Here is a 22,172-nt window from a genome sequence, read left to right as displayed (position 1 = left end):
GTGGTGGTCGCCACGCAATCGTCCCAGCTCGAAGCGGGGTGAATGTTGACCTCGATGACGCCCGGATCGGGGGCGACCCGGATCACGTTGAGGCGGGGATCGTGCGGCGGGGCATAGCCTTCGAGATGGACCGGCTGGCCGATCGCTTTGGCGGCGGCTTCGGTCGCGGCGATGAGTTCGAGATAGTCTTCGAGCTTTTCAACCGGCGGCAGGAAGACGCAGAGGCGATGGTCGCGGATTTCGGCAGTGACGGCGGTGCGGACCTCGCCCTCGATCTCGCTGATTTCCTGCTCGACGCGATCCTGCTGTTCGGTGGCGGCCGTGAAATCGGTGGTGGCCTGGGCGCGTGGATCGGCTTCCAGCCCGGTCTTCTGGCGCGCCAGCAGCTCGACCGGATCGGGCAGCATGCCGCGCGGGGCGCCGGGGTCCTGGGCGACGACGTGGGGGTATTCGGTGGCCTTGAGATGCTTGAGCGAGCTTAGCGGCAGGCGATAGCCGGCCGGGCTGTCGCCGGGGGCGAGGAAGAGCTTGCCGCGGCGCGTCTTCCATTTTTCGGTGAGCCAGGGGCTCGATGCGGCAGCGTTCCAGCGCTGCACCGGCAACACGTAGCCAGTGGGATGGGTGAGGCCGCGCTCGAACACCTTGGCGATGCGGGAGCGGGCTTCGGGGTCGGCCAGTTCGGAATTGGCGGGATCGACATTGGCGGGGAGGTTGGCCTCCTTGAGCAGCCACTCGCCCGGGTCTTCATAGGCCTCGTCAATGGTTTCGCCGGTGAGGCCAAGATTGTGCGAGAAAACCTCAAGAAATCTGCGCGCATCCTCGTGGGTTGCCGTGGTCTTGACGCCTTCGCGGGCGATGAGGCTCTCGTCGGTCCAGACTGGCTTGCCGTCGAGGCGCCAGTAGAGCGAAAAGGTCCAGCGCGGCAGGGTTTCGCCGGGATACCACTTGCCCTGGCCGTAATGCAGCATGCCATTGGGCGCGAAGCGCTCGCGCAGGCGGCGGATCAGGTCGTCAGCCAGGGTGCGCTTGGTTGGGCCAACGGCGCCGGTATTCCACTCGTCGGCCTCGAAATCATCGATGGAAACAAAGGTCGGCTCGCCGCCCATGGTGAGGCGGACATCGTTTTCGACCAGCACCTTGTCGACCTGCTTGCCCAGCGCGTCGAGTTCGTCCCAGCTGTCGTCGGAGAAGGGCTTGGTGATGCGCGGGTGCTCGGCGACGCGGGTGACGCGCATGTCGAAGGCGAAGTCGACCTCGGCATAGCTGGCAAAGCCGGAAATCGGCGCAGCATTGCGATAATGCGGCGTGGCTGCCAGCGGGACGTGGCTTTCGCCAGTCAGCAGACCCGAGGTGGGGTCGAGGCCGACCCAGCCGGCGCCGGGCAGATAAACCTCGCACCAGGCATGCAGGTCGGTGAAATCATGATCGGTGCCGGCCGGACCATCGAGCGAGACAAGGTCGGGCTTGAGCTGGATCAGGTAGCCGGACACAAAGCGGGCGGCAAAGCCCAGATTACGCAGGGTTTGCACGAGGAGCCAGCTGGAGTCGCGGCAGCTTCCCTTGGCATTGCCCAGGGTTTCCTCGGGCGTCCACACGCCGGTTTCCATGCGCACGATATAGGCGATGTGCTGCTGGATGGAGGCATTGATGGCGCTGACGAAGTTCACCGTGTTCATCGGCGTCTTGTCGATGCCATCGAGAAAGCGCTGCAGCAGGGGGCCCACCGGCTCGGGCTGCATATAGATGGAGAGATCGGCGCGGATACCTTCGGGATATTCGAACGGCCAGATCTCGGCGCTCTCTTCGACGAAGAAGTCGAAGGGGTTGTAGACCGTCATGTCGGCGACGAGATCGACTTCGATCTTGAATTCGGTGACCGGCTCGGGAAAGACGAAGCGCGTCAGGAAATTGCCATAGGGGTCCTGCTGCACATTAACGAAGTGCAGCGAGGGCGAAACCTTGAGCGAATAGCTCAGCACCTTGGTCTTGGAATGTGGCGCCGGTTGCAGCCGGATGATCTGGGGCTGCAGATAGACCGGGCGGTCATATTTGTAATGCGTCAGATGATAGACAGCGGCTTTGATCGACATGCGTTCCAGTCGCTCGCTTCAGGCCACGAAATATGACTTCCCGGTTAAGAGCTTAGCGGTGTTTGGGGGCGGGGGCTAGGCGAATGGTGGAGGGGTGGGTTGCATTCGGCCACATACCCGATGGCCATACTCGGCGTCGCTTGGCGGTCGTCCTTCCTCCCCCTTGAGGGGAGGGATCGAGGGAAGGGGTGGTGCAGTGCGACAGGCCGATGGCCCCCCCACCCTCGATCCCTCCCCTCAAGGGGGAGGGAGGCGCAGACTATTGGCCTCGCCCCCTCATACCATCGCGTCGATGATTTGGCGCTGCCGGAGCATTTCGAGGAAAATCCGGTAGTCCTTGTCGAACTGGGGGCGGGCGGCGGCGTCGGGCGCGCGTTCGCGGCCGCCTTGCTGCATGGCGACGCAGGCGGCATCGAGACTGGGATAGAGGCCGGCAGCGGTGGCGGCGACCATGGCCATGCCGAGCAGGGTGGCATCCTTGGCCGAGGATTCGACCACGGTGCAGCCGGTGGCGTCGGCATAGAGTTCCATCAGCACGGCATTCTTGGTGTGACCGCCGGTGACATGCAGGGTGTCGATGGCATAGCCGCGGGTGTTGAGCGTTTCGAGGATGTGGCGGACGCCGAGGGCAATGGAGACCGCAGCACGCCAGTAGAGGCGGCAGAGGGAGTCGAAGTCGCTGTCGAGCGTCAGGCCGGAAATGACCCCCAGCGCGAAAGGATTGCCCAAGGGCGAGCGGTTGCCGTGGAAATCGGGCAGGACATGCAGCCGGTCGGCCAGGGCCCGCCCCTCGCGCAGGCGCAGCTCCATGATGCGTTGGGCGATGTCGTAGTGCATCTGCGGGCCGGGCTCGCCTCCGGCGCTGTGCCAGCGGATGATGTGATCAAGCAGGGCTCCGGTGGCGGATTGGCCGCCCTCGTTGAGCCAGACGCCCGGCAGCACCGCGCCGAAATAGGGTCCCCAGACGCCACTCGTCGGGCGGTCCTCGGCCGACAGCGCCATGACGCAGCTCGAGGTGCCGGCGGCCAGCGCCAGGTGGTGGTCGATGGTCTTTATGTCGTGCGCGAAGGCCCCGAGGACGCCCAGCGCGCCGGCATGGGCGTCGATCAGGCCGGCGCCGACGCGGCAGGTGGTGGTGAGGCCAAGCTCTTCCGCAGCCGTCGCGGTGAGCGGGCCGAGATCGGTGCCGACGGGGCTGGCCTTTTGGGGCAGGGCGGCTTTGTCGATCAGGTCCTCAAGCCCGATGGTGGCGAGGAAATCGTGCTGCCAACCGTTCTCGGCGTGGGCAAGATAGGTCCATTTGCAGGTGAGGGTCGATTGCGAGCGGGCCAGGGACCCGGTGGCCTTCCAGGACAGGAAGTCGGCCAGATCGAACATCCTGCCGGCGCGGGACCAGGATTTTGGCATATGGCGCTTGAGCCACATGAGCTTGGGTGCTTCCATTTCCGGCGACATGACGCCCCCGGCATAGGCCAGCACCGGGTGGCCGGTCGACGTGCACTCATCGGCCTCGGCCAGGGCGCGGTGATCGAGCCAGACGATGGTGTCCCAGCAGTCCTCGCCATTGGTCGAGACGGTGACCGGCTGGCCATCGGCGTCACGCACCACGAGCGAGCAGGTGGCATCGAAACTGAGGCCAACGACATTGGCGGGATCGGCGCCGGCACCAGCCACGGCCTCGCGCACCGCCGTGCAAACAGCCAGCCAAATCTGCTCGCTGTCATGCTCGGCATGATTGGCGTCGGTACGGTTCATGACGATGGGGCGCTCGGCCCGGCTGATCAGCGATCCCTGGGCTGTCAGCACGCCTGCCCGGGCACTCCCCGTACCCACATCCACTGCTACCAGGAGGCTTTGCGTCAAGGATCGAGCGCCTTCTTCTCGGTTCGGGCGCGAAGGTAGCTGAAGGCAAGCAGGTTGGCTACATGGCTAGAGCTGGTCTGCCAGATAGCGCTGCAGGGTCGCCCTTGTGCCGATGGACCAGAGGGTGGTCAGCGCGTGACTGAAGGCGGTGATGAAGGTCGGGTGCCGGGCGAGGTCGCCATAGATGTCGGTCATGGCGAGCCAGGCTTTGGGGTTGTCCTTGGCCAGCTTGGCCTGGGCTGTCAGGCGGTCCCAGCCAGGATCGTTGGGTTCGATGACGGCGCCAGAGTCCGTCGTGCCGTAGCAGTAGCGGCACCAGAGGGCGGAGACGAGGGCCAGACCGGTCACGGACTGGCCGGCGGTGACCCGGTCGAGGGCGGAGGGGATGATGAATTTGGGTTGGCGGTTGGAGCCATCCAGCGCCAGGCGCCTCGTGGTGTCGCCGATCTTGGGATTGGCGAAACGACGCTGGCAGAGAGCGAAATAGTCGTCGAGGTTGGTGTCAGGGACGGGGGGGACGACGGGGATGATTTCGTCGTTTTCCACCTTGGCGAGGAAGTCCCATACCAGCCGGTTATTCATGGCATCATGCACGAAATGGATATCGAGCAGCGCCGCAGGATAGGCAATGGTGGCATGACCGCCATTGAGGATGCGGATCTTCATGTGCTCGTAGGGGGCGACGTCCCTGACGAACTGCACGCCGACCTTTTCCAATGCCGGGCGGCCGGCGGGGAAATTGTCCTCGAGCACCCATTGCTTGAAGCTCTCGCAGAAGACCGGCCAATTGTCCTCGATGCTGAAATTGTCGGCGAGGAGGGTCTTCTCGCGGTCCGAAGTGGCGGGGGTGATGCGGTCGACCATGCCATTGGGGAAGGCGACATTGGCCCTGACCCAATCGGCGAGCGCCGGATCGACCAGGTGGGCGAGGCCGACGACGGCGTTTTCGGTGACGTGGCCATTGCCTGGGATGTTGTCGCAGCTCATGACGGTGAAGGGGCGGATGTTGAAATGGCGGCGGCGGAGGAGGCCGGCGAGAATCAGGCCGAAGGCGGTTTTGGGTGCATCCATTTGGGCGGCGTCGTAGGCGATGTCGGGATGGGTGGGATCGAACGTCTGGCTGGCCGGGTCGATGTAATAGCCGCCCTCGGTGATGGTCAGCGAGACGATGCGGATGGCCGGATCGGCGAGGCGATCGATGACGGCCGCGGAGTCGCCGGGCCTGAGATAGTCGATCATGGCGCCGGTGACGCGGGCAGAGCTGGCATCGGCCTCCTGCTCGACGATGGTGGTCAGCCAATCCTGCTCCATCAGCTTTTGCCGCATGGCTTCGTCGGCTTCGCGCACGCCGGCGCCGACCAGGGCCCAATCGTGGTCCGAGCCGGTGGCAAAGAGGTCGTCGAGATAGACGGCCTGGTGGGCGCGATGGAAGTTGCCGACGCCGAAATGCACGATGCCGGCCGTGAGGTCACTCCGGCGATACCCCGGCACAGACGCGGTTGCGGAAATGGCGTCGAGGGTCTGCGCCGAGAGTTTGGTGGTCATAGTGGTCGTCCTAGAGAGCCACGCCCGCGGCATCGAAAAGGTAGATGCGGGTCGGGTCGGGCGTGAGGTAGACGTCGTCGCCGTGGCTGAAGGTCTGGTCGCCGTCGGTGCGGATGGTCATGAGGCCAAGGCCTTCGACATGGACGTGGAGGAAAGTGTCGGAGCCGAGCTGCTCGGCGACGCCGACCTTACCCTTCCAGGCGCCGGCGACAGGATCGCGGCTGAGCTTGAAGTGCTCGGGGCGGACGCCAATGGAATGGGCGTTGTGTTTGGCGGCCTCCGGGCCATCGACGAAGTTCATCTTGGGGCTGCCGATGAAGCCGGCGACGAAACGGTTGGCGGGCTTCTTGTAGAGGTCGAGCGGCGAGCCGAACTGCTCCACGTTGCCGGCATTGAGCACCACGATGCGGTCGGCCATGGTCATGGCTTCGACCTGGTCATGGGTCACGTAGACCATGGTGGTCTTGAGCTGCTGGTGCAGTTCGGTGATTTCCAGCCGCATGTTGACGCGCAGGGCCGCGTCGAGGTTGGACAAGGGCTCGTCGAAGAGGAAGGCCTTGGGCTCGCGCACGATGGCGCGGCCGATGGCGACGCGCTGGCGCTGGCCGCCGGAAAGGGCGCGGGGGCGGCGGTCGAGATAAGAGGAGAGGTTCAGGGTGCGCGCGGCGTATTCGACCTTCTGGTCGATGACTTCCTTGGGGGCCCTGGCCATCTTCAATGGGAAGGCGATGTTGTCGCGCACCGTCATGTGCGGATAGAGCGCGTAGGACTGGAACACCATGGCGAGACCGCGCCGGGCCGGCGGGGCCTTGGTCATGTCCTCGCCGTCGAGCAGGATCTGGCCGCCGGATGTGTCCTCAAGTCCGGCAATCAGGCGCAGCAGGGTGGACTTGCCGCAGCCCGAGGGGCCGACGAAGACGACGAATTCGCCGTCTTTGATGTCGAGGCTGATGTCCGGGATGATCTGGACTTCGCCGAAGGACTTCTTGACGTGGTGCAGGGAGATAGAGCCCATTTTGTAGTCCTTACTTAACAGCGCCGAAGGTGAGGCCGCGGACGAGTTGTTTCTGGCTGAACCAGCCCATGAGCAGGATCGGCGCGATGGCGAGGAGCGATGCCGCCGAGAGCTTGGCGAGGAAGAGGCCCTGCGGGCTCGAGAATGACGAGATGAAAGCAGTGAGCGTGCCAGCGCGACCCGAGGTCAGCGTGATGGACCAGAAGGCCTCGTTCCAGGCGAGAATGACGTTGAGCAGCAGCGTCGAGGCGATGCCGGGGACGGCCATGGGGACGAGGACATGGACGATCTCGTTATAGAGTTCGGCCCCGTCCATACGGGCGGCCTCGAGGATGTCGACCGGGATTTCCTTGAAGTAGGTGTAGAGCATCCAGATGATGATCGGCAGGTTGATCAGCGTCATGATCAGCGTCAGGCCATGCACGGTGTCGAGCAGGCGCAGGTCGCGGAAGATCAGGTAGATCGGGATCAGCACACCGACGGCCGGCATCATCTTGGTGGAGAGCATCCACATCAAGACATCCTTGGTGCGCTTGGTGGGTGCGAAGGCCATGGCCCAGGCGGCCGGGATGCCGATGGCGAGGCCGAGCAGGGTCGAACCGACCGAGACCAGGATCGAATTGATGGCGTGCTTGAAATAGTCCGAGCGGTCCTGCACCGCAGAGAAGTTCTCGAGCGTGAAGTTTTCCGGGAAGAAGGTGGGGGTGTTGGCGATGGCCTCGGCCTCGGTCTTGAAGGCGGTCAGCAGCACCCAGAGGATGGGCGAGAACAGGATGAGGGCGACGGCCCAGGCGGCGATGGTGAAGCCGACTTTTGTGCTGGTGGAGACGTTGCGTGCCACTTGTCCGCTCCCTACGCGTCTAGGTTCTTGCCGACAGCGCGCATCAGGAAGAATGCGACGATGTTGGCGATGACGACGGCGACCACGCCACCGGCGGAACCGGCGCCGATGTCATTGGAGAGGATGCCCGTGCGGAAGACGAGGAAGGCGATGTTGGTGGAGGCATAGCCGGGGCCGCCGCCGGTGGTGACGCGGATCTCGGCGAAGATGCCGAGCAGGAAAATGGTCTGAATCAGGATCACGATGGTGATCGAGCGGGCCATATGCGGCAGGATGATATAGTAGAAGCGATTGATGGCGTTGGCGCCATCCATCTCGGCCGCCTCGCGCTGCTCCTCGGAGAGCGACTGCAGGGCGGTGAGCAGGATCAGCGTGGCGAAGGGCAGCCACTGCCAGGCCACGATGATGATGACCGAGAACAGCGGATACTGGTTGAACCAGTCCACCGGTTCGAGGCCGAAGAATTCGAACAGATGCGCCAGCACGCCGTAGCCGGGATGCATGAAGCCGTTTTTCCAGATCAGCGCCGCAACGGGCGGCATGACGAAGAAGGGCGAGATGACGATGATGCGCAGTATTCCCTGACCCCAGATGGGCTGGTCGAGCAGCAGCGCCAGGAAGGTGCCGCCGATAACCGTGATCAGCAGCACGCCGCCGACGAGGATCAACGTATTGACCAGCGACTGGGTGAAGCTGGGATCGCCCAGGACATAGATGTAGTTGGCCCAACCGGCAAAGCCGGTCATCATCGGGTTGATGAGGCTGTAGTTCTGGAACGAGAACCAGAGCGTCATGACCAACGGCACGATCATCCAGATCAGCAACACGATGACGGCGGGCGCCATCATGACGCGAGAGAGCGTACGGGTCTGTGCGGTGGCCATTTTTTCCTCAACCGAGCGGGACGGCGATCTATCAGCGGGCTCACCATGAGGTCTCATGGCTTGTCGTTGGAAACCGCCCGGTCTCCAGAGGGGACCTTTGACCGGGCGGTCAGTCTCGGGAGGAGACCTACTTGATGTAACCGGCGCGGGTCATGTCGCGGGTGGTGGCGTCCTGAGCCTGGGCCAGGGCGTCGTCAGCCGACATCTGGCCGGCCAGGGCCGCCGAGAAGAGCTGGCCCACATTGGTGGCGATGCCGGCAAACTCGGGGATGGCGACGAACTGCACGCCGACATAGGGCACCGGCTTGACCGACGGCTGGGTTGGGTCGGCGGCATAGATGGAGCCCATGGTCATATCGGCGAAGGGCGCAGCGGCCTTGTATTCCTCATTCTCATAGAGCGAGATGCGGGTGCCGGGGGGAACGTTTGCCCAGCCTTTGGCTGCGGCCACGGTCGCCAGGTATTCCTTGTTGGTCGCCCAGTTGATGAACTGCTCGGCAGCTTCCTTGTTCTGCGAGGAGTTCGGGATTGCCAGTGACCAGGCCCAGAGCCAGTTGCCGCGCTTGCCAAGGCCATTATCGGGAGCCAGGGCGAACCCGACCTGATCGGCAACGGTGGAGTCGGCGCCGGTCACGAAGGACGCAGCGACGGTGGCGTCAATCCACATGCCGCACTTGCCCTGCTGGAACAGGGTGAGGTTTTCGTTGAAGCCGTTGGAGGACGCACCGGCCGGGCCGGCATCGGCCATCAGCGAGAGATAGGTATCGAGGGTGTTCTTCCACTCAGGCGTGTTGAACTGGGGCGTCCAGGTCTCGTCGAACCAGCGGGCACCGAAGGAGTTGGACATGGCGGTGAGGAAGGCCATGTTCTCGCCCCAGCCGGCCTTGCCGCGCAGGCAGATGCCGTTGATGTCATTGTCGCGGTCGGTCATGGCACGGGCGGCTTCGCCGATAAATTCCCAGGTCGGCGCTTCCGGCATGGTGAGGCCGGCCTTTTCCATGAGGTCCTTGCGGTACATCACGAAGGAACTTTCCCCGTAGAAGGGTGCCGCATAGAGCTTGCCATCGACCGACAGGCCATCACGGATCGGCGGGAGCAGGTCGTCGATGTCGTATTCGGCGTCTGCGGCAAGACCATCGAGCGGTACCAGCCAGCCCTGCTTGGCCCAGATCGGGGCTTCGTAGGTGCCGATGGTCATCACGTCATACTGGCCGCCATTGGTGGCGATGTCGGTGGTGACGTTCTGGCGCAGCGTGTTTTCCTCGAGCACGACCCAGTTGAGGGCAATGCCGGTTTCTTCGGTGAATGCAGCGGACAGCTCCTGCATGAGGATCATGTCGCCGTTGTTCACGGTGGCAATGGTAAGCGTCTGCGCCGAAGCGGAAGCCGCCAGCGCAAGGGTGAACGCGCCCACGAGAATGGGTGTCAATTTCATCGATATACCTCCCAGAAACCGAAACGGGCATTTGTTCCGGCAATGGGCAAATACTCACAACTTATGCGGCAGAGTCAAGCGTGCCATGCGCATGCCGACTGACGTGCGTACATCAGCGGAAGGCTGAAAACGTCGAATAATATTTTAGAATCAGATGGTTGCTAGAGGGCAAGCAGGCCTTCGGCCGTGCGCTCGTCGGTGATCAATCCGTTGACCAGCCGGCGGTTGAGCGTGGCCTTGATGCCGGGCAATTTGCGCTTGCCCATGGCGATTGCCACGACAAGCGAGTGTTCGCGCGATGGCAGTGGCGCGGATGCGACGCGATCATTGATGATGCCATCGACCAGCTTGCCCTCGGCATCAAAGCTCCAGCCGCAAATTTCGCCGATGGCGCCAGCCTTCTGCAGGGCCTTGAGTTCAGCATCGGTGATGAAGCCGTCGAGATAGAGCGGTGCATCGGGGCCGATATCGCCGATACCGACAAAGGTCACGTCGGCCTTGGCGGCCAAAGCAAGGGTCTCGCGAATCATGGGCTGGGCATGCAGCAGCTCGCGCTCGCGGGCCGAGGAGGCGATGACGGGCAGGGGCATGGGGAAGCTGCGGGCCTTGACGGTATCAGCCATATTGAAAATGACGTTGTAATAGGCCGCGGATCCGTCAGGGGCGATATTGCCGGTGAGCGAGACCACCTTGTGGTGCGGGCACTCCATCGGCATGAGCTGTTCCACCGCCGCCTTGAGCGTGCGTCCGGTGCCGATGGCCATGACGATGGGGTCGGGGCGCTTGAGCCAGCGCTCGATTTCGGCGGCCCCGGCCTCGGCGACGCCGACGGTGGTGGATTCGCTGGACGGATCGGAGGGCACGACTTCGACAAGGTCGAGCGCGAAGCGCGACTTGAGGCGGCTGGCCAGGTCCATGCAGTGACCGATCGGATGATCGAGCCGTACCTTGATCAACCCCTCGCTCACCGAGAGCGAGACGAGGCGCTGGGCAGACTGGCGGGAAATGCCCAGCTTGGCGGCGATCTCTTCCTGAGTGTTGCCGGCCACGTAATAGAGCCAGCCGGCGCGGGCGGCATCGTCCAGTCGGTTGATCGAAGTGTCTATTCGCTGCGCCATGGCCCGCCCTGCACGTTTGCGCGGATTATTCGGTCATGGCGCGCGCTGCCGCAAGGCGTTTGTGCGTCAGCCCCCCGAGCCTTGCCGGGCAAGCTGGCTGAGGGCAACGCGGATGTCACGCTCGGTATCCTTGAGATGGATGCGCATGGCCTCGGCGGCGGTGCGGCCATTGCCGGCCTTGATGCAGTCGAGAATGCGCTGATGGGCCTCAATTGTGTCGTGCAGGGAATGGCCACGCTGTTCGTGGCCGCGCCGGCTGATGAAAAAGCCCTCGCGCAGCGGCCTTGCCATGGCCTCGAACAGGAAGCCCAGCACGCGATTGCCGCTCGCCAGGGCCACGGCCTCGTGGAAGCCGACGTCATGGGTATGAAAGCCGACTTCCTGCTCATGCGTCATGGCTTCGCCGGGAATGCCGACAGTGTCACGCATGCCCTGCAGTTCACTTTCGATGGCGGCGATGCCGGCGCGGGAGGCGCGTTTGGCTGCCAGGGTCGCCGACTGCACTTCAAGGGCCAGCCGCACCTCGACGAGATCGAACAGACCTTTGGAATCATATCGGATGACCGAGGTGAGGAAATCGGCGAAGGCGGCGCCATCGGGTTCGCGCACCACGGCCTTGCGGCCGCGCGCAATGGCCAGCAGGCCACGACCCTCGAGGAGCTTGACCGCCTCGCGGATGGTGAGGCGGCTCACATCGTAGCGCGTGGCCAGTTCTGCTTCGCTCGGCAGGCTGACGCCCGGGCTCATCTCGCTCAAGATCTCACGCGCCAGAGCGTCGGCAATGGTCATTGCAGCAGTGGGTTGGTCGGTGCGCTGGTCACCCTCAGCAGTGGTCACGGCTCCTCCAAGGTATCTGATACCTTTATCAATCCGGGGTCGCTTGGCGATCTTCTCCGGGTACGTACCTCAACAATGTGAACATGATAGCGACTGCGACCCGCAGCCGCAATCGCCCCAAAAACAAGCAGTATCGTTAATATTCGATAGTCGAAAAAATTCACGCTCCTTGGGAAAGCGACTTTACACGGATATCTGATTATCCTAGTTTCCGCGCCGTGGGCTTGGGAGGGCTCCAGGCAGCAGCAGCAGCCATCATGCTGGAGGATTTCATGCAAGACGGACTGGACGTGCGCCTTGCGCGCTCGATCGGTTTGCGTTGTCGGCCAAGGGCAGGTTCGTTCGCGATCCGCCCGGCGCCAGCAGGACCTGTTCGCCGAGGCCTCTCCCCTGAAGACCATCCAAACTTCTGAACTCGAATATAAAAGGGAGTCGAGACGTGAAGATTTTCAAGACGCTTGCCACTGTGCTGGCCGTTGGCGCCATGGCGCTGACTGCTTCCACCGCGGTTTTCGCCCAGGACAAGGGCGCCATCGGCATTGCCATGCCGACGCAGTCCTCGCTGCGCTGGATCTCGGACGGCAATGAGCTCAAGGCCGCGCTCGAAGGCAAGGGCTACACCGTCGACCTGCAGTTCGCGGAAGACGACATTCCGAACCAGCTCGCCCAGATCGAAAACATGGTCACCAAGGGCGTCAAGGCTCTGGTGGTTGCTTCGATCGACGGCACCACGCTGTCTGCTGTTCTGCAGCAGGCCGCCGATGCCGGCATCAAGGTTGTCGCCTATGACCGCCTGATCCGTGAATCGGGCAATGTCGACTACTACACCACCTTCGACAACTTCCAGGTCGGCGTGCTCCAGGCCAACTCGCTCGTGAAGGGCCTTGGCGAACGCTTCCCCACCAAGCCGTGGAACGTTGAACTCTTCGGCGGTTCGCCGGACGACAACAACGCCTTCTTCTTCTACGACGGCGCGATGTCGGTTCTGCAGCCGCTGATCGACTCGGGTGATATCGTGGTGAAGTCCGGCCAGATGGGCATGGAAACCGTCGGTACCCTGCGTTGGGACGGCGCCGTTGCTCAGGCCCGCATGGACAACATCCTGTCGGCCAACTACTCGGACGGTTCCACCGTCCAGGGCGTGCTGGCTCCCTATGATGGTCTGTCGCGCGGCATCATCTCGTCGCTCCGCGGCGTTGGCTATGGCTCGGCCGACCTGCCTTGGCCGGTCATCACCGGCCAGGATGCGGAAGCTCCTTCGGTGAAGGCGATCATTGCCGGCGAGCAGTACTCGACCGTCTACAAGGACACCCGCGAACTGGCCAAGGTCACCGCGGACCTGGTTGACACCGTCGTCTCCGGCGCTACGCCGGAAGGCCTCGACACCACCACCTATGACAATGGTGTCAAGGTTGTGCCGTCGATCCTGCTGACCCCGCATGACGTCGACCTGACCAACTACCAGGCTCTGGTCGTTGACTCGGGCTACATCAAGCCGGAAGACCTGCAGTAAGCTTCGGCTTCAGCAATCGGGGCCCCGCGGAGACGCGGGGCCCTTTCCCGTCACCGGGTCAGAGCGCTATAATGCGACGCTTGGTGAGTACGAGAAAGCGACGAATGAGCAAGACCATTCTGGAGATGCGCGGCATCACCAAGACCTTCCCCGGCGTCAAGGCGCTGTCGGATGTGAACCTCGATGTCCGGGAAGCGGAAATCCACGCCATCGTGGGTGAGAACGGCGCCGGCAAATCCACCCTGATGAAGGTGCTGAGCGGGGTCTATCCCACGGGCAGCTATGACGGCCAGATCGTCTACAAGGGCGAAGAACAACACTTCAAGTCGATCCGTGACAGCGAGCACAAGGGCATCGTCATCATCCACCAGGAGCTGGCGCTGGTGCCGCTGCTGTCGATTGCCGAGAACATCTTCCTTGGCAACGAGCAGGCCACGGGCGGCGTGATCGACTGGGACGAGACCCGCGACGGCGCGCGCAAGCTCCTCGGCATGGTCGGGCTCAACGAAGACCCCGATACGCTGATCACCAATATCGGCGTGGGCAAGCAGCAGCTGGTGGAAATCGCCAAGGCGCTCAGCAAGGAAGTCAGGCTCCTCATCCTCGACGAGCCGACAGCCAGCCTGTCGGAAAAGGACAGTACGGCGCTGCTCGAGCTGCTGATGGAATTCCGCAAGCAGGGCATCACATCGATCCTGATCAGCCACAAGCTCAACGAGATTTCGAAGGTTGCCGACCGGATCACGGTGATCCGTGACGGGCGCAGCATCGAGACGCTCAACAAGGAAGACATTACCGAGGACCGCATCATCACCCTGATGGTGGGCCGCTCGCTCGATGACCGCTATCCGGCCAGGGTGCCGCAGGTCGGCGAGGTGGTGTTCGAGGTCAAGAACTGGAGCGTCTACCACCAGCAGCACCGCGACCGGCAGGTCATCAAGAATATCGACATCAACATCCGCAAGGGTGAAGTCGTCGGCATTGCCGGGCTGATGGGCTCGGGACGCACCGAATTCGCGATGAGCGTGTTTGGCAAATCCTATGGCCAGAGGATCAGTGGCGAGGTGTATCTGCACGGCAAGCGGGTCGATACATCCACGGTCGAACGGGCCGTGGCGCATGGCCTGGCCTATGCCACCGAGGACCGCAAGACCTATGGCCTCAACCTGATCGACCACATCAAGCACAATACGACGATCGCCAATCTCAGGGGCATTTCCAATGTCGGGGTGATCGACGACCTAGCCGAAATGGACGTCGCCAACGAGTATCGCAAGAAGACCAATATCCGCTCATCGAGCGTCTATCAGGTCACCGGCAATCTCAGCGGCGGCAACCAGCAGAAGGTGGTGCTTTCGAAGTGGCTGTTCGCAAATCCGGACGTGCTGATCCTGGACGAACCGACACGCGGCATCGATGTCGGCGCCAAGTATGAAATCTACACCATCATCAACCAGCTCGCGGCGCAGGGCAAAGCCATCCTCGTCATCTCCTCGGAGATGCCGGAACTGCTTGGCATTACCGACCGCGTCTATGTAATGAACGAAGGCCGCATCGTTGGCGAAATGCCGACCAGCGAAGCCAGCCAGGAAAAGATCATGCGCGCAATCGTCCGCGCTGAAGGGAAGGCATCATGACCACAGAAACCGCCCAGCCGGGCACAATCGCGACCGGCGAACAGGCCAAGACGCAGGAGCTCAGCGTCTGGGGCGCGCTCAAGGCCAATATGCGGGACTATGGCCTGCTGCTGGCATTGATCCTGATCATGCTGTTCTTCCAGTATTTCACCGCCGGCGTGCTGTTCAAGCCGGTGAACCTGACCAATATCATCCTGCAGAACAGCTATATCATCGTGATGGCGCTGGGCATGCTGCTGGTCATCGTGGCCGGCCATATCGACCTGAGCGTCGGCTCGGTTTCCGGCTTTGTCGGCGCGTTGGCGGCGATGCTGATGGTGGGCTGGAGATTCCCGCCCGAGCTGGCCTTCCTCGCCCATCCCTTCGTGGCCGGGGCAATCTGCATCGTGGTCGGCGCAGCCATCGGGGCGGCGCAGGGCTATCTGATCGCCTATCACAAGATCCCGTCATTCATCGTGACGCTGGCCGGCATGCTGATCTTCAAGGGCCTGTCGCTGGCAATCCTGGCCGGCAAGTCGGTCGGCCCGTTCCCGGCCGAGTTCCAACTGCTGTCGGCCGGCTTCATCCCCGATATCATCGGACCGACCACGCTGGTCGCGGCCAGCGAGGGCGTGCAGCCGATGGTGCTGCACACGACAACGCTGGTCATTGCCATCGTGGGCATTGTCGCCATGGTGTTCATGGCGATCCGTGGCCGCTCCCGCCGCAAGGCGCGCGGCTATGAGAGCGAGCCATTCGGCCTGTTCGTCGCCAAGAATCTGGTGATCGCCGCGCTGGTGCTGTTCTTCTGCTACATGCTGGCATCCTATCGCGGTCTGCCAAACGTGCTGGTGGTGATGGCGCTGCTGATTGCGCTCTTCGTGTTCGTCACCAAGCGCATGACTTTTGGTCGTCGCATCTACGCGCTGGGCGGCAACCTCAAGGCGGCGGCGCTTTCCGGCATCAAGACCGAGCGGATGACATTCTACGTCTTTGCCATCATGGGTGCGCTGGCGGCTCTGGCCGGCATGATCTATGCGGCGCGGCTGAATTCGGCGACGCCGAAAGCCGGGCAGGGCCTGGAACTCGACGTGATCGCGGCCGTGTTCATCGGCGGCGCCTCGGCGCTGGGTGGCGTGGGCGCGGTGGCCGGCGCAGTGATCGGCGCCTTCATCATGGGCGTGATGAATAACGGCATGTCGATCATGGGCGTCAACATCGACTGGCAGCAGATGATCAAGGGCGTGGTGCTACTCGCAGCCGTGTTCTTCGATCTCTACAACAAGAACCGCTCGGCCTAAGAGCGCGTGATTGAATGACGAGGCCGCCGGGGTGACCCGGCGGCCTTTTGTTTTGGATCCGACGGTCTAGTTCGGGAGCAACCACTGTTGGAGCGGTTCCCCCAGGCTCTTATTGGACGATGCGCCAACTGCTGGTGTCGTGCATTTCCAGGTAATAGGCAGTTCTGAAATTCAGACGCGCGACCGTCCCGGCACTGAGGCTGTCGAGCACGATCATCCCGGCATCGGTCTGCACGCCCAGAGTCGAATGCCAGCGGCCGTTGCTCAGCTGGCCAATCAGGATCACCATGGCGGAGACCGGGTATCCCTGCTGGTAAAGGGCCACTATTTTGGCGAGCACGTAGTCCTCGCAGTCGGCAGTGTTGCCCGTGGGCACGCTCCAGCGATCCCCCACGCCATAGGCGCTTCTGTCGGATTGAAACCGGTACGTGGCATTGATGTTGAGACTGATGCTGGACAGCACAGCTTCCAGGTCGCGCGAATAGGGAATCTGCCTGGGGCCGCTAAAGGAACTGCAGAAGTTGATCGGCTGATCATCGCGCAGGCACATCGCTTCCCAGCCGCGCTGGCGTATCCGGCTGATGTCTGCGGCGTCGGCGGTAACGGGAAACCCAAGGCCAAGAGCGAAAATAGAGAAAATACAGACGCGACGTGACGAAGCGAATCCATTCACAATGTTCACCGGGAGGGTGGCGGTCAGAACCGGTATTTTTTGGGTCGACCGTCCGAGGTTCTCTAAGAAATAGTCTCGTTATTAAAAATATTTCTAGGGGCGCTGAAACTCAAAGCCATAAACGATACAATGATATTTAAGTTGCATTGCTGTTTATACTTTATTTTTCTACAGGAACTGGACACAAGCGAGGAGCAGAGTGCGGGGTTTCGCCCCGCGTACCGTCTCTGGACCAGGTCGGCGGGCTCTTGGCGGCGGATCTTGCCGCGCAGGGCATCGCCTCGCTGCGCATCGCTTTCCGCGGCCATGGCGAGAGTTCTGGCGACATGGCCGATATCACACTCGAAGGGCTGGTTGCCGATGCGCGGTTGCCCGCAGCTTCCTCGCCGGGTCGAGGGTGCGGATGCGGCCGGTATTGGGGTGATCGGCTATAGCTTCGGAGCAACCGTGGCGCGCCTGATGCTCGGCCCATCTTTGCTTGCGGATTGCACAAATCCATAATCGTGTCAGAGTTGCCGCAGCGAAATCGGGCTGACGGCATGCATCGCGTCGTGAAACTGGAAGGGTGGACGTCTCCGGTGGTGGAGTCGGTGACGCACACCACGTTCGGGGAAGATGGCAGCACACTGATGCAGCCCGATGGCTGCTGGGACTTCGTGATGATGAAGACCGCGGCGGGCGTCATGGTGCTGCGTACCGGACTCACCACCACTGCCGTCACCCACGAGTTCTCCGCCGGTGACGAGATCCTCGCCATCGCCTTCAAGCCCTCCAGCTATATGTCCCTGATGCCGGGCGAGAGGATGCGGGACGAAGGCGTGGTTCTCCCCAATGTCGGGCAGGACCGCTTCTGGCTTGGGACGGATGTGGTGGAGATCCCGACCTTCGAGACCGTGGATCGGTTCGTCGACAAGCTGCTGCGCAACGGCATTGTCGAGGACAATAGTGTGGTCGCATCCGTCGTATCGGGACATCCGATGGCGATGTCGGAACGGACGATGCAGCGGCATTTTTTAAAGACCACCGGGCTCACCTACAAGGCCTTCACCCAGATCGAACGCGCCCAGAAGGCGGTGGCTCTGCTGCAGCAAGGGCGTCCTGCCGCAGACGTCGCCTTTGCCCTGGGCTATGCCGACCAGCCGCACATGATCCGGTCACTCAAGGCGATCATGGGCCAGACCCCAAGGCAGGTCGCCGCCCGCTAAACTGTCGGAAATCTTCAATCCCGCCGTCCGCCCGCTGGCTAGAAAGAATGTACTTTCAACCCAGCAAGGACGCAGCAAATGACAACCGTTTCTCCCTTCAAGATCGCCATTCCCGAAGCCAAGCTGGCCGACCTGCGCCAGCGTCTGACCAATACGATACTCGCCAACGAAGTGCCCGGCGCCGGCTGGAGCTACGGCCCCACCAGCGCGTTCGTCAGCCGCATGGTCGACCGCCTGCAGAACGGCTTCGACTGGCGCGCCCAGGAAGCGGCGATCAACCGGCATCCGCAATTCGTGACCGAGATCGACGGCCAGACCATCCACTTTCTCCACGTCAAATCGGATCGGCCCGGTGCCATGCCGCTGCTGCTGTTGCATGGCTGGCCGGGGTCGTTCGTGGAATTCCTCGATGCCATCGCGCCGCTCACGGCGGCCGGCTTCGATCTCGTCATACCCTCGCTGCCCGGCTTTGGCTTTTCGGGGCCAACGCGCGAGGCCGGCTGGAATGACGGCCGCATCACCAATGCCCTGCTCGAGCTGATGCGCAGGCTCGGCTACGAGCGGTTCGGCGTGCAGGGCGGGGACGCCGGCGCGGTGATCGCGCCGACGATTGCCCGAGCGGCGCCCGGCCGGGTCACCGGGGTTCATGTCAATGCCGCGACCATGGGCTTTATTCCCATGGGTCCGATCGAGCCAAGCGAGATCGCCACCTTCAGCGATGCCGAGAAGACGCGGCTGCAGCGCCTGCAGCAGTTCATGGCGGAACGCTTTGGCTTCAACGCCCTGCAATCGAGCCGGCCGCAGACCGTGGCCTATGGGATCACCGATTCACCGGCGGGCCTCATCGCCTGGCTGGGCGACATGTTCGCCGGCTTCGGCGACAGCCCGGATGCGGTGGAGCAGGACAAGTTCCTGACCAACGTGCTGGTCTACTGGTTCACCGGCACGGCCGCCTCGTCCATCCGGCTGTATTACGAGAACGCGCACGACCCGGAAGCCTGGTCGCCCAAGCCGAATTCTGGCGTGCCGACGGGTGTAGCCGTTTTCGGCCGTGACGAAGTTGCCATCCGTCGCTACGGCGAGACCGGCAACACCATCGTCCGCTGGACCGAACTCGACAGCGGCGGCCACTTCGCGGCGATGGAGGTGCCTGAGGTCTGGGCCGCGGACGTTGTCGCCTTCTTCGCCGGCCTCAAGCCTTAAGCCTTAAGCGCAAGTGGGGCGGCCATGCGCCGCCACACAGCTGTCCGAGGGTCGGTGTCAGCCGACCCTCGGTTGCGCCGTTCGTGCGTGCTAGTCCTCGGAGCGACTCGTGGAGTCCCGGTCGCGGTTGTATCGGTGTTTGAGCGGGAAGGGTGGCAGCCAGGACTCGCGGCGGATGGTCCAGAGTTCGTAGGTTGGCATCAACTGATCGGGTTCGTCCAGGGAGCCCAGGTTCACCTCGATTTCGTCGGCGCTGCGCGAGAACACGGACGAGCCGCAGCGGGGGCAGAAGAAGCGTCCCTTATAGTCCTGGACTTCGCCCTGGATGGTCACCGCTTCCTGGGGGAAGATGGCGGATGCGTGAAAGAGGGCGCCGTGATGTTTGCGGCAATCGAGGCAGTGGCAGAGGCCGACCCGGTAGGGGCGTCCTGAGGCTACAAGACGAACGCTGCCGCAGAGGCATCCGCCGGTGAATCGGTCCATGCTGGTCTCCTCCAAAATCGTGTCCGCGACGTCGGGCTTTCGGGTCTATTCCGCCGGACCCGCGACCCCATTGGCCACGTCCAGTTCGCGTTCCAACCGGGCTTCTTCCTCGGCTTTGGGTTTGCTGAAGCGGGCGAGCAAGAGATAGGCCACCGGGGTCAGGTAGAGGGTCGAGATGGCGGCAAAGCTCAGGCCGCCGACCATGACCCAGCCGAGGGCCGACCGCGCCTCGGCGCCGGCGCCGCTTGCGAGGACCAGCGGCAGGCCGCCGAGAATGGTAGCGATCATGGTCATCATCACCGGGCGCAGGCGGATATTGGAGGCTTCCTCGATGGCCTGGGCCACCGGCAGGCCGCGGTCGCGGAGCTGGTTGGCGAATTCGACGATCAGGATCCCGTTCTTGGCCATGATGCCGACCACCAGAACGAGGCCGATCTGGCTGAAGATGTTGAGACTCCCTCCCGTGACCAGAAGGGCATAGAGCGCCGCGGCCACCCCGAAGGGCACCGTGGTCATGACGATGATGGCGCTCCAGAAACTCTCGAACTGCGCGGCCAGGACGAGCAGGATGATGACCAAAGCAAAGCCGAAGGTGATGAAGAGGCCGTTGCTGGCTTCGCCGATGGTCCGGGCTTCCGCCAGGGGGATGATCGAGACGCCTTCGGGCAGGACCGGGCGGGCGATGTCGAGCATGCGGTAATAGGCGTCGCCCAGAGCCTGCGCGCCATCGAGGCTGGCCGAAACCGGTACGGCCCGGCGCTGCCCCTCGCGCCGCAGCGAGGGCGGCACGGCGGACTCGGCGATGCTGGCAATGGTCGACATGGGCACATAGCGGCCGTCGCCGGTGCGCAGGAAGATCGATTCGAGGTCGCGCGGGTCGTTGACCGGATTGCTGGTCGAGACCATGCGCACGGTATAGCTGGTGTCGTTGATGAAGATGGTGCCGACATCGCTGCCATCGATCATGGCCTGCATGGTGGCGGCGAGGCCATTGATGTCGACGCCAAGCGCATCGGCCCGCGCCCGGTCCACGGTGAGCGTAAGCTGGGGCTGGGTGGTGTCGAAGTTGACACTGACATTGCCGAAGCGGCCATCGGCATCGAGCAGGTCGGCAATAGAGCGCGCGGTTTCGGCCAGGACGGCATAGTCGGAGCCGACCACGGCGAATTGCAGACCCGAGCCGCCGCCGCGAATGCCCAGGCTGTTGCCCTGGCCGACATTGGCGCGCACGCCCGGCACCTGTGCCATGAGGGCGGTGATATCGGCGGCGATCTCCTGCTGGCCGCGCTCGCGCTCGCCCCAGGGTGCCAGCGTCAGGGTCAGCGCGCCGCCGGTACCCCAGCCGGAGAGCACGAAGATGGACCGCACCTCGCCGCTGTCGACGAAGGGCTGCAGCATGGCTTCGATCTGGGTCATGCGGGTGCGCACGAAATCGAGGCTCACCGTATTGGGTGCGGAGACGCGCAGGGAAATCTGCGAGCGGTCTTCCGGCGGGGTGATCTCCTGCTGGAGGTTGCCATAGACGAACCAGGAGGAGGCGGCAAAGAGCAGGGCGATCAGCACCACGACGAAGGGATTGCGCAGCGCGACGTGCAGGGTGACGCGATAGAGGGCGGCAAGGCGGCGGCCAAGGGTGGCGATCGGGCCGCCATGGCTCCCGGGCTCGTGGGCCTTGAGAAAGCGCGAGGCGATCATCGGCCCCATGGTCAGGGCGACGACCGATGACAGCAGGACGGCTATGGCCAGAGTAAAGCCGAACTCGCGGAACAGCCGGCCGGTCTGGCCTTCAAGGAAGGAGAGCGGGATGAAGACGGCGGCGAGGGTCAGCGTTGTTGCCACGACGGCGAAGAACACTTCCTGGGTGCCGAGCACGGCGGCGGCGCGCGGACCAGCCCCCATGGATTTGCGGCGGACGATATTTTCCAGCACCACGATGGCATCGTCGACCACAAGGCCGGTGGCGAGGACCAGCGCCAGCAGGGTGATGATGTTGAGAGAAAAGCCAGCCAGATAGATGCCGGCAACCGCGCCAAGCAGGGCAATCGGCATGGCTATGGCGGGAACGATGGTGGCGCGCCAATCCAGCAGGAACAGGAAGATGATGGCCACGACAACGACCAGCGAGACCAGCAGGGCAATCTGCACCTCATGCAGGGCGCCCTCGATGAAGATGGCATCGTCGCTCGACACCCTTAAGTCGACGCCCTCGGGCAGGGTCTGGTTGAGCGCCTCGACGGCGGCGTGGATGCCGTGGGAAATCTCGATAGTGTTGGACTGGGCCTGCCGCACGATGCCCAGGCCAATGCCGGGCTTGCCGTCAGAGCGCAGCGATGAGGTGCTAGCGGCAGCGTCGAAGACGACAGTGGCCACATCGCCCAGCAGGGTACGGCCATTGATGATGATGCTTTCGAAATCCTCGGGCGTGGTGATCTCAGAAATGGCGCGGACGGAAATGTTCTGATTGGGGCCGTTGATCGAGCCAGCCGGCGTGTCAAAGGCGATGGTGGAGAGCGCGTTGCGCACATCGGCCACGGTGAGGCCAAGGCTGGC

General features: G+C 63.2%; 17 protein-coding genes. 5 read left to right on the top strand and 12 right to left on the bottom strand.

What is annotated here, in order from left to right; translation table 11 throughout:
- The 9 genes from V6M52_RS14500 to V6M52_RS14460 form a co-directional block, all read right to left on the bottom strand.
- A partial coding sequence (locus V6M52_RS14500) for a transglutaminase family protein (RefSeq protein WP_332701527.1) occupies nt 1–2,090 on the bottom strand: 2,090 nt, incomplete at its 3' end.
- 276 nt (nt 2,091–2,366) lie between these two features.
- Nucleotides 2,367–3,953: an FGGY-family carbohydrate kinase gene (locus V6M52_RS14495; RefSeq protein ID WP_332701526.1), complete on the bottom strand. Its 1,587-nt coding sequence runs from the start codon at nt 3,951–3,953 to the stop codon at nt 2,367–2,369.
- 66 nt (nt 3,954–4,019) lie between these two features.
- Nucleotides 4,020–5,498 carry a mannitol dehydrogenase family protein gene (locus tag V6M52_RS14490; RefSeq protein ID WP_332701525.1) on the bottom strand — a complete coding sequence of 493 codons (1,479 nt, stop codon included), beginning with the start codon at nt 5,496–5,498 and terminating at the stop codon, nt 4,020–4,022.
- Between the two features lie 10 nt (nt 5,499–5,508).
- Nucleotides 5,509–6,513 (bottom strand): ABC transporter ATP-binding protein, encoded by a 1,005-nt coding sequence (locus tag V6M52_RS14485; protein ID WP_332701524.1) that lies wholly within the window; start codon nt 6,511–6,513, stop codon nt 5,509–5,511.
- Between the two features lie 10 nt (nt 6,514–6,523).
- Nucleotides 6,524–7,354, bottom strand: coding sequence for a carbohydrate ABC transporter permease (locus tag V6M52_RS14480; RefSeq protein WP_332685665.1), 831 nt, complete (start codon nt 7,352–7,354; stop codon nt 6,524–6,526).
- 11 nt (nt 7,355–7,365) lie between these two features.
- Nucleotides 7,366–8,238: a carbohydrate ABC transporter permease gene (locus V6M52_RS14475; protein ID WP_332685668.1), complete on the bottom strand. Its 873-nt coding sequence runs from the start codon at nt 8,236–8,238 to the stop codon at nt 7,366–7,368.
- A 127-nt stretch (nt 8,239–8,365) separates the two neighbouring features.
- Nucleotides 8,366–9,673, bottom strand: a complete 1,308-nt coding sequence (locus V6M52_RS14470; protein WP_332685670.1) for an ABC transporter substrate-binding protein — start codon at nt 9,671–9,673, stop codon at nt 8,366–8,368.
- Nucleotides 9,674–9,834: 161 nt separating this feature from the next.
- The gene (locus V6M52_RS14465) at nt 9,835–10,791 is read right to left on the bottom strand and encodes a sugar-binding transcriptional regulator (protein ID WP_332685672.1); all 957 of its coding nucleotides are present in this window, start codon (nt 10,789–10,791) and stop codon (nt 9,835–9,837) included.
- Nucleotides 10,792–10,857: 66 nt separating this feature from the next.
- Nucleotides 10,858–11,628 (bottom strand): FadR/GntR family transcriptional regulator, encoded by a 771-nt coding sequence (locus tag V6M52_RS14460; protein WP_332701523.1) that lies wholly within the window; start codon nt 11,626–11,628, stop codon nt 10,858–10,860.
- A gap of 439 nt (nt 11,629–12,067) precedes the next feature.
- On the opposite strand from V6M52_RS14460, the gene chvE reads away from it, so the two are divergent.
- The 3 genes from chvE (at nt 12,068) to mmsB (ending at nt 16,058) form a co-directional block, all read left to right on the top strand.
- Nucleotides 12,068–13,141 carry a multiple monosaccharide ABC transporter substrate-binding protein gene (chvE, locus tag V6M52_RS14455; RefSeq protein ID WP_332685676.1) on the top strand — a complete coding sequence of 358 codons (1,074 nt, stop codon included), beginning with the start codon at nt 12,068–12,070 and terminating at the stop codon, nt 13,139–13,141.
- Between the two features lie 104 nt (nt 13,142–13,245).
- Complete coding sequence (gene mmsA, locus V6M52_RS14450) at nt 13,246–14,778, top strand: multiple monosaccharide ABC transporter ATP-binding protein (RefSeq protein ID WP_332685677.1); 1,533 nt, start codon at nt 13,246–13,248, stop codon at nt 14,776–14,778.
- An 89-nt stretch (nt 14,779–14,867) separates the two neighbouring features.
- Nucleotides 14,868–16,058, top strand: a complete 1,191-nt coding sequence (mmsB, locus tag V6M52_RS14445) for a multiple monosaccharide ABC transporter permease (RefSeq protein ID WP_332685690.1) — start codon at nt 14,868–14,870, stop codon at nt 16,056–16,058.
- 109 nt (nt 16,059–16,167) lie between these two features.
- Here mmsB and V6M52_RS14440 read toward each other — a convergent pair whose 3' ends face one another.
- Nucleotides 16,168–16,731: a transglutaminase-like cysteine peptidase gene (locus V6M52_RS14440; RefSeq protein ID WP_332685679.1), complete on the bottom strand. Its 564-nt coding sequence runs from the start codon at nt 16,729–16,731 to the stop codon at nt 16,168–16,170.
- 539 nt (nt 16,732–17,270) lie between these two features.
- Between V6M52_RS14440 and V6M52_RS14435 the strand changes: the two genes are divergently transcribed.
- Together V6M52_RS14435 and V6M52_RS14430 are read left to right on the top strand one after the other, a co-directional pair.
- Nucleotides 17,271–17,936, top strand: a complete 666-nt coding sequence (locus V6M52_RS14435) for a helix-turn-helix domain-containing protein (RefSeq protein WP_332701522.1) — start codon at nt 17,271–17,273, stop codon at nt 17,934–17,936.
- A gap of 78 nt (nt 17,937–18,014) precedes the next feature.
- Nucleotides 18,015–19,139 carry an epoxide hydrolase family protein gene (locus V6M52_RS14430; RefSeq protein ID WP_332701521.1) on the top strand — a complete coding sequence of 375 codons (1,125 nt, stop codon included), beginning with the start codon at nt 18,015–18,017 and terminating at the stop codon, nt 19,137–19,139.
- A gap of 90 nt (nt 19,140–19,229) precedes the next feature.
- Here V6M52_RS14430 and V6M52_RS14425 read toward each other — a convergent pair whose 3' ends face one another.
- Both V6M52_RS14425 and V6M52_RS14420 read right to left on the bottom strand, forming a co-directional pair.
- Nucleotides 19,230–19,622 carry a GFA family protein gene (locus tag V6M52_RS14425; protein ID WP_332701520.1) on the bottom strand — a complete coding sequence of 131 codons (393 nt, stop codon included), beginning with the start codon at nt 19,620–19,622 and terminating at the stop codon, nt 19,230–19,232.
- A 45-nt stretch (nt 19,623–19,667) separates the two neighbouring features.
- Nucleotides 19,668–22,172: efflux RND transporter permease subunit (locus V6M52_RS14420; RefSeq protein ID WP_332701519.1), on the bottom strand; the 2,505-nt coding region annotated here is incomplete at its 5' end.

Source organism: Devosia sp. (assembly GCF_036676215.1).
Classification (GTDB): Bacteria; Pseudomonadota; Alphaproteobacteria; order Rhizobiales; family Devosiaceae; genus Devosia.
This window is presented reverse-complemented; position numbering and strand designations above follow the sequence as displayed.